Annotated in this window: 12 protein-coding genes; 4 read left to right on the forward strand and 8 right to left on the reverse strand. The window is 71.8% G+C overall.

The window, feature by feature from the left end; all coding sequences use genetic code 11:
* Positions 1-197 precede the first annotated feature (197 nt).
* The 4 genes from QFZ82_RS05565 (at position 198) to QFZ82_RS05580 (ending at position 5,458) form a co-directional block, all read left to right on the forward strand.
* Positions 198-1,796, forward strand: coding sequence for a tryptophan halogenase family protein (locus QFZ82_RS05565; RefSeq protein ID WP_307712055.1), 1,599 nt, complete (start codon positions 198-200; stop codon positions 1,794-1,796).
* A 252-nt stretch (positions 1,797-2,048) separates the two neighbouring features.
* Entirely contained in the window at positions 2,049-2,699 is a 651-nt protein-coding gene (locus QFZ82_RS05570) for a flavin reductase family protein (protein ID WP_307712056.1), read from the forward strand.
* On the forward strand, positions 2,686-3,972 hold the full coding sequence (locus QFZ82_RS05575) for a cation:proton antiporter (protein WP_307712057.1): 1,287 nt from the start codon (positions 2,686-2,688) through the stop codon (positions 3,970-3,972). The genes QFZ82_RS05570 and QFZ82_RS05575 overlap by 14 nt, the downstream gene beginning before the upstream one ends.
* A 256-nt stretch (positions 3,973-4,228) precedes the next feature.
* Positions 4,229-5,458, forward strand: coding sequence for a PQQ-binding-like beta-propeller repeat protein (locus QFZ82_RS05580; RefSeq protein ID WP_307712058.1), 1,230 nt, complete (start codon positions 4,229-4,231; stop codon positions 5,456-5,458).
* Between the two features lie 252 nt (positions 5,459-5,710).
* On the opposite strand, the gene QFZ82_RS05585 is transcribed toward QFZ82_RS05580, so the two are convergent.
* From QFZ82_RS05585 to ltnD, 8 genes are all read right to left on the reverse strand, one after another.
* On the reverse strand, positions 5,711-6,682 hold the full coding sequence (locus QFZ82_RS05585; RefSeq protein ID WP_307712059.1) for a CPBP family intramembrane glutamic endopeptidase: 972 nt from the start codon (positions 6,680-6,682) through the stop codon (positions 5,711-5,713).
* Positions 6,683-6,965: 283 nt separating this feature from the next.
* On the reverse strand, positions 6,966-7,706 hold the full coding sequence (locus QFZ82_RS05590; RefSeq protein ID WP_307712060.1) for a FadR/GntR family transcriptional regulator: 741 nt from the start codon (positions 7,704-7,706) through the stop codon (positions 6,966-6,968).
* 22 nt (positions 7,707-7,728) lie between these two features.
* A complete protein-coding gene (denD, locus tag QFZ82_RS05595; RefSeq protein ID WP_307712061.1) occupies positions 7,729-8,772 on the reverse strand; it encodes a D-erythronate dehydrogenase in 1,044 nt (347 codons plus the stop codon).
* A complete protein-coding gene (gene otnI, locus QFZ82_RS05600) occupies positions 8,769-9,572 on the reverse strand; it encodes a 2-oxo-tetronate isomerase (protein ID WP_307712062.1) in 804 nt (267 codons plus the stop codon). Before otnI ends, denD begins: the two co-directional genes overlap by 4 nt.
* A gap of 62 nt (positions 9,573-9,634) precedes the next feature.
* A complete protein-coding gene (locus QFZ82_RS05605; protein WP_307712063.1) occupies positions 9,635-10,942 on the reverse strand; it encodes an MFS transporter in 1,308 nt (435 codons plus the stop codon).
* Between the two features lie 50 nt (positions 10,943-10,992).
* Positions 10,993-11,667, reverse strand: coding sequence for an aldolase (locus QFZ82_RS05610; protein ID WP_307712064.1), 675 nt, complete (start codon positions 11,665-11,667; stop codon positions 10,993-10,995).
* Positions 11,664-12,944 (reverse strand): 3-oxo-tetronate kinase, encoded by a 1,281-nt coding sequence (gene otnK / locus QFZ82_RS05615; RefSeq protein ID WP_307712065.1) that lies wholly within the window; start codon positions 12,942-12,944, stop codon positions 11,664-11,666. The genes QFZ82_RS05610 and otnK overlap by 4 nt, the downstream gene beginning before the upstream one ends.
* Position 12,945: 1 nt before the next feature.
* Positions 12,946-13,863, reverse strand: coding sequence for an L-threonate dehydrogenase (ltnD, locus tag QFZ82_RS05620; protein WP_307712066.1), 918 nt, complete (start codon positions 13,861-13,863; stop codon positions 12,946-12,948).
* Positions 13,864-14,278 lie beyond the last annotated feature (415 nt).

The following is a 14,278-nucleotide window of genomic DNA, read 5'->3' on the forward strand; positions in this document are numbered from 1 at the left end:
GATCTCGCCTCTGTAGGTCCGTCATAGGGCGGCGGACCACGATGAGGCTCGACGGTCCCGGGACCGACGTCGCAGGACGCGTCCGGCCCCGACCGCCGGATGCGGCCGGCACGGCCCGGCCCCGTAGCGGCATCCGCCTCTCCTCCAGCTCCTCGGCTTCCGGCCGCGAATCCCGACTCCGAAATGAGGGCTGCTCCATGACCAGCACCGACACCCGACTGAAGAAGGTCGTCATCCTGGGCGGCGGTACGGCCGGCTGGATGACCGCCGCGTATCTCGGCAAGGCTCTCCAGGGCACGGTCGACATCACGGTCCTGGAAGCGCCGGCGATCCCGCGGATCGGGGTCGGCGAGGCGACCGTGCCCAACCTGCAGCGCGCGTTCTTCGACTACCTCGGCATCGCCGAGGACGAGTGGATGCGTGAGTGCAACGCCAGCTTCAAGATGGCGGTGCGGTTCGTGAACTGGCGCACCGAGGGCCAGGGCGAGGCCGCGGCCCGGGAACTGCCCGACGGCTCGCCCGACCACTTCTACCACCCGTTCGGGCTGCTGCCCGACTACGACCAGACGCCGCTGTCCCACTACTGGTTCAAGCGCAAGTACGAGGGCCGCACCACGGAGCCGTTCGACTACGCCTGCTTCCGCGAGCCCCCCGTGATGGACGCGATGAAGTCGCCCCGCTGGCTCGACGGCCGGTCCGCCACCCGCTACGCCTGGCACTTCGACGCCCAGCTCGTGGCGGACTTCCTGCGCCGGTTCGCCATCGAGAAGCAGGGCGTCAACCACGTCCAGGACGAGATGACGGAGGTGCGGCAGGACGGGCGCGGCTACGTCACGGAGCTGCACACCAAGGGCGGCAGGGTCCTGGACGCCGACCTCTTCGTGGACTGCTCCGGCTTCCGCGGGCTGCTGATCAACCAGGCGATGGCGGAGCCGTTCGTCGACATGAGCGACCACCTGCTGTGCGACAGCGCGGTCGCCACCGCCGTCCCGCACGACGACGAGGAGGGCGGCGTGGAGCCGTACACCTCCGCGATCGCGATGTCGTCCGGCTGGGCGTGGAAGATCCCGATGCTGGGCCGCTTCGGCACCGGATACGTCTACTCCAGCAAGTTCACCGAACAGGACGAGGCCACCGCCGAGTTCGCCGCGATGTGGGGGCTGGACCCGGAGAAGACGAAGTTCAACCACATCCGCTTCCGGGTCGGGCGCAACCGCCGGGCGTGGGTGAAGAACGTGGTCAGCATCGGCCTGTCGTCCTGCTTCCTGGAGCCGCTGGAGTCCACCGGGATCTACTTCATCACCGCGGCGATCTACCAGCTGGCCAAGCACTTCCCCGACAAGACCTTCAACCCGGGCCTGATCGACAGCTTCAACCACGAGATCGAGGTGATGTTCGACGACACCCGCGACTTCATCCAGGCGCACTTCTTCTACGCGCCGCGCAACGACACGCCGTTCTGGCGGGCCAACAAGGAGCTGACGCTCCCCGACAACATCCAGAAGAAGATCTCCGCCTACCGGGCGGGGCTGCCGATCAACTCGCCGATCACGGACGAGTCGACGTACTACGGCAACTTCGAGGCCGAGTTCCGCAACTTCTGGACCAACGGCAGCTACTACTGCATCTTCGCCGGCATGGGCCTGGAGCCGGACGCCCCGCTGCCGGCGCTGGCGCACAAGCCGGAGTCCGTGGCGGGTGCGGAGCCGCTGTTCGAGACGGTCAAGCGCCAGCAGCAGAACCTGCTGGAGACCCTGCCCAGCGCCTACGAGTACCTGAAGCGACTGCACGCGTAGGACGCGGCCGGGACCGGACCGCGTGTCGCCTCCCCCGGTCCCGGCGCCGACCCCGTGGAAGCCACCCACCGGACAGCAACCGTCAACGGCCCCTGCCCGGACAGGCCACGGCCCCGTTCAGGCGCCTCCCCGCCCCGGCGCAGATCCGGTGGCGTCCTCCGGGCCCCGGCTGCCGCCGCACCCACGGCCCGGTACCCGGCGCAACCCGCCGGGTACCGGGCCGCACTGCTCGTCACCCACAGGGAGTCAGACATGCCCAACTCCGCGCCGCACCGGGACGTACCGGCAAGCGACGACAACGAAGGGACGCCCGGGGCCGAAGGCTCCGCCGTCCTCCGGCAGACCGACCTCCGCCCCTTCATGGCCGCCTTCCCCTCCGGGGTCTCGGTGGTCACCACCCTCGACGCCGACGACCGGCCCCGCGGCCTGACATGCAGTTCGCTGGCGAGCGTCGCGCTCGCCCCGCCCACGCTGGTGGTCTGCATCCGGACCGCGAGCCCCACTCTCCAAGCCCTGCTCGACCAGGGGCAGTTCGCGCTCAACCTGCTGCACGAGCGGGCCCGCGCGACCTCGGACCTGTTCGCCTCCGGGGCGCCCGACCGCTTCGAGCGCACGGAGTGGCGGCTGCCACTGGGCGCGAGCGGTCCGCACCTGATCGCGGCCGCCCACGCCATCGCCGACTGCACGGTCGTGAAGGCGGTCGCGTTCGGGGACCACACGGCCGTCTTCGCGGAGGCGAGCCGGGTGACGGTCCGCCCCGCCGCGCAGCCGCTGCTGTACGGCCTGCGCCGCTACGCGGGATGGTCCGACGCCGCCTCCGCGCCGCAGCCGGCGGCGATCACACCCGCACCGCCCGTGCCTCCCGTGCTGCCGTCCGAAGGAGCCGCCGGTGTCCGCCGCTGACCCCCTTCCCGCACTCCTGGTCGCCGTGCCCGTGGTGATACTCGCCTGCCAGACGGGCGCGGTCCTCCTCAGACGCCTCGGCCAGCCGCCCGTGATCGGCGAGATCGCCATGGGCATCCTGCTCGGCCCGTCACTGGCCGGCTGGCTGTGGCCCGAGGCGCATCACTGGCTGTTCCCGGAGTCGGTGCTGCCGTACACCTCGGTCCTGGGGCAGCTCGGCCTGCTGGCCTTCATGTTCCTCGTCGGCCTCGAACTGGACCTGGGCACGCTGCGCGGCCACTCCCGGATCGCGGTGGCCGTCAGCAGCGCGGGCATGCTGCTGCCATTGGGGCTCGGCGCGCTGCTGGCCGTCGGCATGTACGGTCAACTGGCCCCTGAGGGAGTCGGTTTGACGCCGTTCACGCTGTTCGTGGCGGTCGCCATGAGTGTCACGGCGTTCCCGGTGCTGGCCCGGATCCTGGTGGACCGCGGCCTGTACGGAACCCCGCTGGGCGCGCTCGCGATGGCGTGCGCGGCGGCCGACGACGTGGCCGCCTGGTCCCTGCTGGCTCTGGTGGTGGCCCTGGCATCGGCCGGCTCCCCGCTCGACGCGGTGACGACGGCCGGGCTCGCGGTGGCCTTCGCCGCCGCCATGGTCCTGGTGGTCCGCCCGCTGCTCGCACGGTGGGCAGCGGCACGGGCGGACCGTACGAACGACGGCGTGCTCCTGGTGCTGTTGTTCAGCGGGCTGAGCCTGTCCGCGCTCGTGACGGACCTCGTCGGGGTGCACACGCTGTTCGGGGCCTTCCTGTTCGGCGTGGTCACTCCGCGCGGGCATCGCCGCATCGAGGCGTCGGCCGCCCGGCTGCGCGCCGTGGCGGTGCCCGTGCTGCTGCCGCTGTTCTTCGTGCACACCGGGCTGCGTACGGAGATCGGGGCCCTGGCCGCCGACCCGGTGCAGTGGCTGTGGGCGGGTGCGGTGCTCGCGGTCGCGGTGCTCGGCAAGTGGGGCGGTGCGGCGGGGGCGGCCCGCGCCTGCGGCCGCTCGTGGCGAGAGGCCCTGTCGGTCGGCGCCCTGATGAACTGCCGGGGTCTGACGGAGCTGGTGGTGCTGAACATCGGCCTGGAACTCGGGGTCATCGGGCCGGAACTCTTCACGATGCTGGTCCTGATGGCGCTGATCACCACGGCGGTCACGTCACCGGCCGTGAACCGCTTCCAGTCCCGGAAGCTGCCGCTTCCGCCTCCCCCTTCGACTCCGGCCCCAGCACCGGCCGCCGTTTCTCACACCTGACAGGTCCTGGGCGTCGCCCGGCCGGCGAGCACGGGCTCGTCGGCCGGGCGACAGCGCGCACGAGTACACGGGCCGGTCGTCGGTACCCCTTCTCGGGTGCCAGGAGTCGCTGATCTTGTGTGACAGGAGTTTCACGGACGCGTCCCGGTTGCGTCCCGCACGACGACTGGCCGAAATCTGCCGCATAACCTGACCGCGCTCGGAGCGTCCGTGGGGGCGTTGGCAACATCCGGGCGAAACGGAACGGGGAACTGACATGGGCGGACACAACGGGAACGCGGTGTCACGCAGGCAGGCACTCAGGCTGGCCGGGACGGGGCTCGGGCTGGCCGTGCTGGGGACCGGCGCATGGGGGTGCACCCCCGAGGAGGAATTGGGCGCGTCGGACGGCGGCACGACTCCCGGCGGAGGCAAGGGCGGTGACACCTTCACCACCCCGCCCCCGGGCACCGCGCCCAAGCCGCTGTGGCAGCGGGAGAGCGCCAACGACGCCCTGTCCGGGATGGAGGCGCTCGCGGTCGTCGGGGACACGGTCGTGGTGTCGGGCGACCCGCTGGTGGGGCGTGACGTCGCCAGCGGCAAGGAGAAGTGGTCACGGCCGGGCGTCACCACTCCCGGCGCCGATCTGCTCATCGGCGGCGGGACGCTCTATCTCGCCAGCGCCGAGTACGACGGCGACGTGGTGGGCCTCGATCCGGCCACGGGGAAGGAGACCTGGCGCAGCCGCCTGGGCAAGGCGTACCAGCAGCCGCGCCCCGTCGCGGCCGACGACCGCCACGTCTACGTCGTCGCCGGAATCCTGGAGGAGGACTTCTCCACGCCGCACAACGTGATCGCCGCGATCGACACCACCTCCGGCAAGATCGCCTGGCGTGAGCAGCGAGACAAGGGGACCGAGGAGCACGGCATCACCGCCGCGGTCATCGGCGGGCGCCTCGCGTACACCGACTTCCGGGAGAACGTGACCGTCCGCGACACGACGACGGGCCGGCAGCTCTGGACGAAGAAGATCGGCAGGTCCAACCACCGCCGCTTCGCCGTGCACGAGGACCTGGTGATCGTGGCGGACGGGCAGAAGCTGCGGGCGTTCACGCTGTCCGCGGGCACGGAGCGCTGGTCGCTGGCGACGGAGGAGTTCAGCACGTTCAACGATCCGCAGGTCCTGGACGGGGTGCTCCACGCCTCCGACAGCGCGCGCGGCATGTGGGCGGTGGACCCCGGTACGGGCAAGCGGATCTGGCACAACGAGGACCTGTTGGACTCGGCTACGGCGGCGTGGCAGTTCGCCAAGGTGGGTGGCACGCTGTACGGCGCGACCGAGCTCGACGAGGAAGGCGGCGTGCACGCCTTCGACGCGGCGACAGGGAAGCTGCGCTGGACATACAACGACAACACCGGTGAGAACCAGCGGTGGTACGTGGTCGCGGCGGGCAAGCGGCTGGCCGTGATGCACGCCGAGCGGCTGTACGCGCTGCCCGCCGTCTGAGCCGACGGGGGCGGGGGCGGCGGGGGCGGCGGGGGCGGAAGCCTGACCACGCCCGGCGGCGGCCACAGGGCCGACGTTCGATGCGCGGCTCGGTGACGAGCGGGGGCACGGCGGCCGGCAGGTCATCGGCGGTGACGCCGCCGTGCAGGTCAGGGTCTCCGCTCCGGCCAGGTACGGGACCCCGCTCCGGCCGGACTCGCGTCGGCGGCCCTCGACGAGGATCGGCGCCCCTCCGGGGCGGATGCCACATGCTTACGGCGTGGGGAGCGGGTCCGCGGCCGGCGAGGTGAGGGCGCTGAGTCGGCGGCGGCGGGCCAGCCACAGCACGACCGCCGCGTAGAGGACGAGCATCACCACGTCCACTGCGAACGCCAACGGACCCATGTCGGCGGCCGTCTCGTCGGACGCGAGCGCCCCGGCGATCGCCGCCGCGATGCCCATGGCGAGCAGGTTGTTGAGGACGTGCAGCGCGATCGCGGCCTCGAGTCCCCCCGTACGTATGGTCAGCAGTCCCGTGACCAGCCCGAAGACGAGCAGGTCGGCGAAGCCCCAGGGAGTCCCCCACCCGTGGGCCGCGGCGAAGAGCACCGACTGCGGCGCGATCGCGATCCAGGGAGAGCGGCACCATGCGCCGACCGCCTGCACCAGCCAGCCCCGGCACACGTACTCCTCTGCCGCGGCCTGGAACGGCACCAGGACGCACACCATCCCGAGGCCGAGGAGGAAGTGCGACAGCCCTGCCCACACCACGACCTCGCTGTCGCCCGCGGGATCGGGCAGCAGCAGGGAGACCCCCAACGCCGCGACGACCAGGGGCAGTCCGGCCACCAGGCACGTCCCCAGCCAGCGCCACCGCAGGTGACCGGCGACGGACGACACGGTCCCGGCCGGCCGGCGCTGTGTCCAGCGCGCGGCCAGCAGCACGGGCGGAATCGCGACGGCGATGCCCAGCAGGAGTATCGCCGCGTCGCCGATGTCGCCCCAGGAACGCCAGCCCTCCGCGTCGGCCGGGCGGCCCGTCGCCATCCCCGCGAACTCGACGAGGACAAGCAGCACCAGCATCGAGATCATGATGCCGCCGACCACCACGAGCGTCCCGAGCAGCGGCCGCCACCAGCGGTGCCGATGGGTCACCCGGGCGAGCCGGTGGTACGGCAGCGGTACGGCGGGCGGGTGGCCGGGAGGCGGCGGGCCGACGACGTACGTCGTCCTGTCGGTCGTCATGGTCATCAGCATTCCGGTGGTCGACGGCCGCGGCGTCGGCCATGAGCACGAACATCGTCTCCGACCCAGGGCTGACGGACCCGAGCGGGGGGCGGACAGGCGTCAACAGGCACGTACGTTTCGGCACATGGGGCAGAGGGTGAATCGGCGGGCAGGCCCGCAGGGCGCCCTGATGCCGGCGCCCCGGCGCCGGCCGCGTACGGCAGGGCCGGGGCCGGGCGGCTGGGCGACGCGACCCACCGGTCCCACCGACGTGGGGAGAGGGCGGCCGGCACCCGCTCGGTCAGGGCGTGGTGTCGAGGTCCACGTCGAGGTCCTCGGTCTGCGTCCAGAACCCGTCGTCCGCGTCCTGGAGCCGGGAGGCGGCGTGCTTCATGTGGCGGCGCGCGGCGGTGCGCGCCGCCGCGCCGTCGCCCGCCTCGATGGCGGCCAGGATGGCGTGGTGCTCCTGCCGGACCGCTTCGATGAAGTCGCCGCGCCGCGCCTCGTTCGCGCGCGTGACGTGGATGCCGCTGCGCAGCACCTCGCCGAGGTACCGCACCGTCGAGACCATCACCGAGTTCCCGGTCGACTCCGCGATCGACCGGTGGAAGGCGAGGTCCTCGTCCACGCCGTCGCCTCCGGACGCGACCGCCGCGTCGATCGCGTCCAGGGCCTGACGCATCCGGGCCACGTCACCCGGCGTGGCCCGGGCGGCCGCCAGGTGGGCCGCCTCGCCCTCCATGGCGCGGCGCACCTCCACGATCTGCAGCACCTTGGACTTGGTGTCGGCGGACTCGGCCTCGAGGTCGAGCGGCCGGGTGCGGCGGGGCATGACGAACACGCCGAGACCCTGCCGCGGTTCGACCAGCCCCGCGTTGCGCAGCCTCGACACGGCCTCGCGCACCACCGTGCGGCTGACACCCAGCTGTTTGACCAGCTCGACCTCGGTCGGCAGTTTGTCGCCCTCCGCCAGCCGCCCGGACTCGATCTCCTCCGAGAGCATCGCGGCGACCTGATCCGCGAGCCGGACAGGACCGCTCACCTTCGGAAACATGAACGTCAGTCTATCGGCGGGTCCGGATCGCCCGGGCTTCGACCAGTCCGCCGGCCACCGCGTCCGCGTGGTCGTCGACGTAGTCCCGCACCACCGATGCGAAGCTCGGGTCGGGCTCCAGCCCGAGGGAGGCCGCGCGCGCGTTGTCGAAGACGGCGGGCCACGAGCCCACGATCGCCTCGACGTGAGGGTCGGGTGCGATCGTCACCAGGTCGGCGACGGCGTCGCCGGCCACCTCCCGCAGCGTGCTCAGCATCTCGGCGACCGTGACGGTCAGCGCCGGGAGGTTGACCGGGACCCCGCCGGCGAGCGAGCCCGCACCGTCGCCGCGCTCGGCCTCGGCGATGCGGAGGATTCCCTCCACCGTGCGGCGCGGTGAGGCCAGGGCGACCCGCAGGTCGGGACGGACCGGGCAGGTCGCGGGGAGGCCCGCGAGGGGTTCGCGGATGATGCCGGACAGGAAGCCGGAGGCGGCCGCGTTCGGCTTGCCCGGCCGCACCGACACGGTCATCAGGCGGGCGACGCGTCCGTCGACGAAGCCGCGGCGGGTGTACTCCGCGACCAGCTGCTCGCAGACGAGCTTCTGGGTCCCGTAGCTCGACCGCGGCGTGGGCAGGGTCGACTCGCTGACCACCGGCGGCAGCGGCAGCGCCGGGTCGGAGCCGTAGACCGCGACACTGCTGGAGAACACCACCAGCGCCGTCGGCCCGCCGGCGGCCGACTGGGCCCGGGCGGCTTCGAGCAGCGCCCGGGTCGTGTCCACGTTGGCGCTCATGCCGAGGTCGAAGTCGGCCTCGCACTCGGCCGAGACCGCGGAGGCGAGGTGGATCAGCACGTCCACCGGCTCCGCGAACACCTCGTCGAGACGGTCGGCCAGGTCGCCCTGCACCACACGCACCAGCGGGTCGGCCGCCTCCGGCGACTCGGGGTGTACGAACCGGTCGGCGAGCACCAGCCGGCCGATCGGGGTGCCGCGGAACGTGCGCGTCCTGAGCAGGGCGCCGGCGACCTGCCGTCCGAGGAAGCCGAAGCCACCCGTGATGACGATCCTCATGCGCTGTCTCCTCGGTAGTTCTTCAGCCAGCCGAGCCCCTCGCTCGTGCCGGCGCGGGGGCGGTACTCGCAGCCGATCCATCCCTCGTAGCCCAGGTCGTCCACGACGGCGAACAGGTGGCGGAAGTCGGTCTCGCCCCGGTCGGGCTCGTGCCGGTCGGGCACGCCCGCGATCTGCAGATGACCGACCCGGCCGGTCGGCAGGTCGCGGCGCAGGGTGGTGGTGAGGTCGCCCTCGACGATCTGGCAGTGGTAGAGGTCGAGCTGCACCTTGAGATTCGGCGCGCCCACTTCCCGCACCACGGCGTGGGCCTCGGCCTGGGTGGTCAGGAAGTAGCCCGGCATGTCGCGGCGGTTGATCGGCTCGACCAGGATGTCGACGCCCGCCCGGGCGGCCTGCTCGGCGGCCCGGGCGAGGCCGGCCAGGTAGGCGGCGCGGTACTCGGCGTGCTCCTCCTGCGTCGTGCCGGGCGGTACCAGCCCGGCCATGACGTGCACGCGGGGGCAGTCCAGCGCGGCGGCGTACTCGAGGGCCCGGCCGATGCCGGAGAGGACCTCCGGCTCGCGGCCGGGCAGCGCCGCGATTCCGCGCTCTTTGGACTCCCACGCCCCGGGAGGCGCGTTGAAGAGCACCTGCTTCAGGCCGTGGTCGTCGAGCCGGCGGCGCAGCTCTTCGGCGTCGTACTCGTAGGGGAAGAGGTACTCGACGGCCTCGAAGCCGTCCGCGGCAGCGGCGGCGAAGCGGTCGAGGAAGTCGTGTTCGGTGTACATCATGGACAGGTTCGCGGCGAACCTCGGCATGCTTGCTCCTGTGTTCGGACCGGTGCCGGGCTCGGTCGACGGGCCCGGCACCGGGACCGGGGTCAGCGGTTGACGACCTGCTTCTTGGTGGTGAGCACCGCGCCGGCGCCGACGACGAGGCTGAGCGCCAGGACGTACATCGGGAGGGACGTCGAGCCCGTGGCGTCCTTGATCGCGCCGATCATGTAGGGACTGACGAAGCCGGCGAGGTTGCCCACGGAGTTGATCACGGCGAGGCCGGCGGCCGCGGCGGTGCCGCCCAGGAAGGCGGTGGGGAGCGACCAGAACAGCGGTGCGCAGGTCAGCACGCCGGCCGCGGCGAAGGACAGGGCGACCAGCGACAGCACGGTCGATCCGGACCAGCCGGCCGCCAGCGAGAAGCCGACGGCGCCCATCAGGCTCGGGACGACCAGGTGCCAGCGGCGCTCCCGGCGCTTGTCAGCCGACCGTCCGAACAGGTTCATCGCGACGAGTGCCGCCAGGAAGGGCACGGCGCTGAGCACCCCGATCGTGAGGTTGCTCTCGATCCCGGTGCCCTTGACGAAGGTGGGCATCCAGAAGGTCAGGGCGTACTGGCCCATGACGAAGCAGAAGTAGATGAGGCACATCAGCCACACCCTGGGCTCGCGGAAGGCGTCCCAGACGCGGCCGTGCACGGTCTGGTGCGCGACGTCGTCGGCGATCGCGCGCTCGACGACGGCCTTCTCGTCCTCGGTCAGCCACTTCGCGCCGCGCACGTCGTTGTCGAGGTAGAACAGCGTGACCACGCCGATGATGACCGCGGGTATCGCCTCGAGAAGGAACATCCACTGCCAGCCCTGCCAGCCGTTCACGCCCTGGAACCGGTCCATGATCCAGCCGGACAGCGGATTGCCGAAGATTCCGGCCACCGGGATGGCCGACATGAACATCGCGATCACCCGGGCACGGCGGTGCGAGGGGAACCAGTAGGTGCAGTAGAGGATCACGCCCGGGTAGAAACCCGCCTCCGCGGCGCCGAGGAGGAACCTGAGCGCGTAGAACATCACCTCATTGGTGACGAACATGAACGACGCCGAGACCAGGCCCCAGGTGATCATGATCCGGGCGATCCAGGTGCGGGCGCCGATGCGTTGCAGCATCAGGTTCGAGGGGACCTCGAAGAGGAAGTAGCCGATGAAGAACAGGCCGGCGCCGAGGCCGTACGCGGCCTCGCTGAGTCCGAGGTCGTCGGACATCTGCAGCTTCGCGAAGCCGACGTTGACGCGGTCCAGGTAGGAGAAGACGTAGCAGAGGACGAGGAAGGGGACGATGCGTCGTACGACCTTACGGAAGACGACGTTCTCTCGGGCGAGGTCGGGGGCCTCGGCCGCCGTCATGGGCAGGGACATGGCGAATCCTTCGTGCGGCTCAGGGGATTCTCTGACAGGGGAGGGGTTGATCACCACGCGGCGTCGAACACAGTCCTCAGTTCGTCGAGTGCGTGGGCGGGGAGCGGCTCGGGACGGGGGTCGGTCAGGAGCCAGAGACGTGCCGTCTCCTCGAGTTCTTCGAGGACGGCGAGAGCGGTCGCCGCGTCGGGGCCCCAGACCACGGGGCCCAGCCGGTCGAGCAGGACGGCCCTGATCGGTGTGCCGTTCGCACCGCGGTCGGCGATGCGGGCGGTCACCAGGCCGGCCACGCGCGGGTCGCCGGGCCGGTGGTAGGGGATGAGCGGGACGTGGCCGACCTTCATCACGTAGTAGGGCGTGATGGGCGGGAGCACGTCCTCCGGGCTCCACACGCCGGCCAGCGTGAGCGCGACCAGGTGCGTGGAGTGGGTGTGGACGACGAACCGGGCCGTGGGATCGGCCTCGTAGATGCGCCGGTGGAGCGTCAGGGTCTTGCTGGCGCGGTCGCCCGCGATCTGCTCGCCACGGGCGTCGACCAGCGCGAGGCGCTGCGGTTCGAGAAAGCCGAGGGCGGCGTCGGTGGGGGTGATGAGATGGCCGTCGCCGACCCTGGCGCTGATGTTGCCGGCGCTGGCGTGGACGTAGCCCCTGGCGAACAGGCTGCTTCCGATCCGTACGATCTCGGCGCGCGCCTCCTCGACGGCGGCGCTCACGGGCTCGGTCACGACGCCTCCCGGTCCAGCAGGTCGAACGCCTCGGTGAAGAAGCCGGGACCGCCGAAGTTGCCGGACTTGAGCGTGAGGTGAAGCGTGTCCCCGCCGGGCAGGTCGGCCGCGCACCACGGCACACCGGGATCGATCTGCGGTCCGATCCGCAGGCCGGTGAGGCCGAGCGCCTGGACGACCGCTCCCGAGGTCTCGCCGCCCGCGACGACGAGCCGGCGGACGCCGCGCTCCACGAGCCCCTGCGCGACGCGGGCCAGGGTGCGCTCGACGAGCTCACCGGCCTCGGCGGCGCCCAGCCGGCCCTGGACGCTGCGGACCGCGTCCGGCGTCTCGGTGGAGTACACCAGCACCGGCCCGTCGGCCAGGTGCGCGTCGGCGAAGGAGAGGGCCTGGCCGACCACGTCCTCGCCGGCCGCGATGCGCAACGGGTCCACGCTGAACGCGGGCCGGCCGCCGCGCAGGAACTCCAGGACCTGGCCGTTCGTGGCGACCGAGACCGAGCCGGAGACGACGGCCGCGTGACCGCCGGCCGGCGGCAGCTGGGCGGCGGCGCGGGACGGCTCGAACCCCCAGTTCGCGGGCAGGCCGATCGCCAGGCCCGAACCGGCGGTCACCAGCGGCAGCTCCGAGGCCGCCGCGCCCAGGCGCAGGAGGTCGTCGTTGGAGACGGCGTCGGCGACGGCGATCCCGAAGCCCTCCTTGCGCAGCTCCTCGATACGGGCCTGAATCGCCTCGGCGCCTTTGGCGACGACCGTGTGGTCGATGAGACCGACCCCGCGCGTGGTCTGCGCGTCGAGGACGGAGACCAGGTTGGAGTCGGTCATCGGTGTGAGCGGGTGGTGGCGCATGCCGCTCTCGCTCAGCAGTACGTCGCCGACGAAGAGATGCCCCTTGAAGACGGTGCGGCCGTTGTCGGGGAACGCCGGGGTCGCGATCGAGAAGTCGGTGCCCAGCGCGTCCATCAGCACCTCGGTGACCGGTCCGATGTTGCCGGCCGGGGTCGAGTCGAAGGTGGAGCAGTACTTGAAGTAGATCTGCTCGGCGCCCGCGGACCGCAGCCAGGCGAGTGCCCGCAGCGACGCCTCGACGGCTTCGCCCGCCGGGACCGTCCGCGACTTGAGCGCCACGACCACGGCGTCCGCGTCCACGGCCGGGACGGCGCCGGGCGGCGGCACGTCGATCAGCTGGACCACGCGCATGCCCGCACGCACCAGGTTGTTGGCAAGATCCGTGGCGCCGGTGAAGTCGTCGGCGATGCATCCGAGTCGGACGGCCATGTCAGATCTCCTCCTTCCCGGGCAGGTCGATCCCCGGGAAGATCTTGATCACCGCGCTGTCGTCCTCGGCCCCCAGACCGGACGCCGACGCCTGGAGGAACATCTGGTGGGCCGTGGAGGCCAGAGGAAGCGGGAACCTCTCGGGCCGGGCCGAGTCGAGCACGAGTCCCAGGTCCTTGACGAAGATGTCGACCGCGGAGAGGGGCGTGTAGTCGCCGGCGAGCACATGGGCCATGCGGTTCTCGAACATCCACGAGTTGCCGGCGCTGTGCGTGATGACCTCGTACAGCGCCTCGGCCGGGACACCGGCCTTGATGCCCAGCGCCATCGCCTCGGCTGCCGCGGCGATGTGCACGCCCGCGAGCAGCTGGTTCACGATCTTGACCTTCGACCCGAGTCCGGCACTGTCCCCCAGGCGGTAGACCGTGCTGCTCATGGCGTCGAGCACCGGGTCCGCGACCGCGTAGGCGGCGGCGGAGCCCGACGTCATCATGGTGAGCTCACCGGCCGCGGCACGCGCGGCGCCGCCGGAGATGGGAGCGTCCAGGTAGAGCACGTCCTTCTCGGCCAGGCGCTTCTCGAGCTCGGCGGACCAGCCGGGGTCGACGGTGGAGCACATGACGAAGACGGTGCCCGGGCGGAGCCGGCCGGCCGCCCCCTCGGCACCGAACAGCACCGACTCGACCTGCGCGGCGTTGACCACCACGCCGACGAGAACGTCCACCTCGGCCGCCAGCTCGCCGGGCGAGGCGAACGCCGTCCCGCCGTCGTGGGCGAAAGCCGCGGCCACGTCCGGCCGCAGATCGTGGACGCCCACGTCGTAACCCGCGCTGCGCAGGCTGCGGGCCATTCCGAGACCCATGGCCCCGAGTCCCACCACGCCCACGCGCGGCCGCGTCGGCCTCTCCTGCTCGTTCATGTCCGTCCTCGTCTCGCTGTGCCGTCCGGGACACGTCCCGGCTCGTGATCCGTGCGGCGATCAGGTCATATGATGACCTGAGGAGTGCATCGACGACTACTGTGACGTCCGTCACATTCGACAGTGGCCCTGGCGGCGGAAGCAGGCCGAGCCGGACGGGCGCCGCGCGTCCTCCGTCACGCCTCTGCGGCTCCGACTCCGCCCACGTCGCCAACGTCCGTTCGGCCGATCGGCACTTGAGCGGAAGCGGTCGGCCGAGCACGGCACGACGGCCGGCCACGACCGGCTCTGCGACGGCGACGCCTTTTCTCACCGCGAGCGGCACCGGGGCACCTCGGCCGGCCCGGTCGGCGCACTCCGCTCCACCCGGTCAACCACGCGCTGACGCGCCCGACCTGGCCCGACGGGCCACAGC

The sequence above is a fragment of the Streptomyces sp. V4I23 genome (assembly GCF_030817975.1).
GTDB lineage: Bacteria > Actinomycetota > Actinomycetes > Streptomycetales > Streptomycetaceae > Streptomyces.

What these genes read in the sequence shown, in the direction of transcription:
- otnI (WP_307712062.1), bottom strand. Translation starts at nt 9,572, where the DNA reads ATGCCGAGGTTCGCCGCGAACCTGTCCATGATGTACACCGAACACGAC.
- QFZ82_RS05570 (WP_307712056.1), top strand. Translation starts at nt 2,049, where the DNA reads ATGCCCAACTCCGCGCCGCACCGGGACGTACCGGCAAGCGACGACAAC.
- QFZ82_RS05580 (WP_307712058.1), top strand. Translation starts at nt 4,229, where the DNA reads ATGGGCGGACACAACGGGAACGCGGTGTCACGCAGGCAGGCACTCAGG.
- QFZ82_RS05565 (WP_307712055.1), top strand. Translation starts at nt 198, where the DNA reads ATGACCAGCACCGACACCCGACTGAAGAAGGTCGTCATCCTGGGCGGC.
- QFZ82_RS05605 (WP_307712063.1), bottom strand. Translation starts at nt 10,942, where the DNA reads ATGTCCCTGCCCATGACGGCGGCCGAGGCCCCCGACCTCGCCCGAGAG.
- ltnD (WP_307712066.1), bottom strand. Translation starts at nt 13,863, where the DNA reads ATGAACGAGCAGGAGAGGCCGACGCGGCCGCGCGTGGGCGTGGTGGGA.
- denD (WP_307712061.1), bottom strand. Translation starts at nt 8,772, where the DNA reads ATGAGGATCGTCATCACGGGTGGCTTCGGCTTCCTCGGACGGCAGGTC.
- otnK (WP_307712065.1), bottom strand. Translation starts at nt 12,944, where the DNA reads ATGGCCGTCCGACTCGGATGCATCGCCGACGACTTCACCGGCGCCACG.
- QFZ82_RS05585 (WP_307712059.1), bottom strand. Translation starts at nt 6,682, where the DNA reads ATGACGACCGACAGGACGACGTACGTCGTCGGCCCGCCGCCTCCCGGC.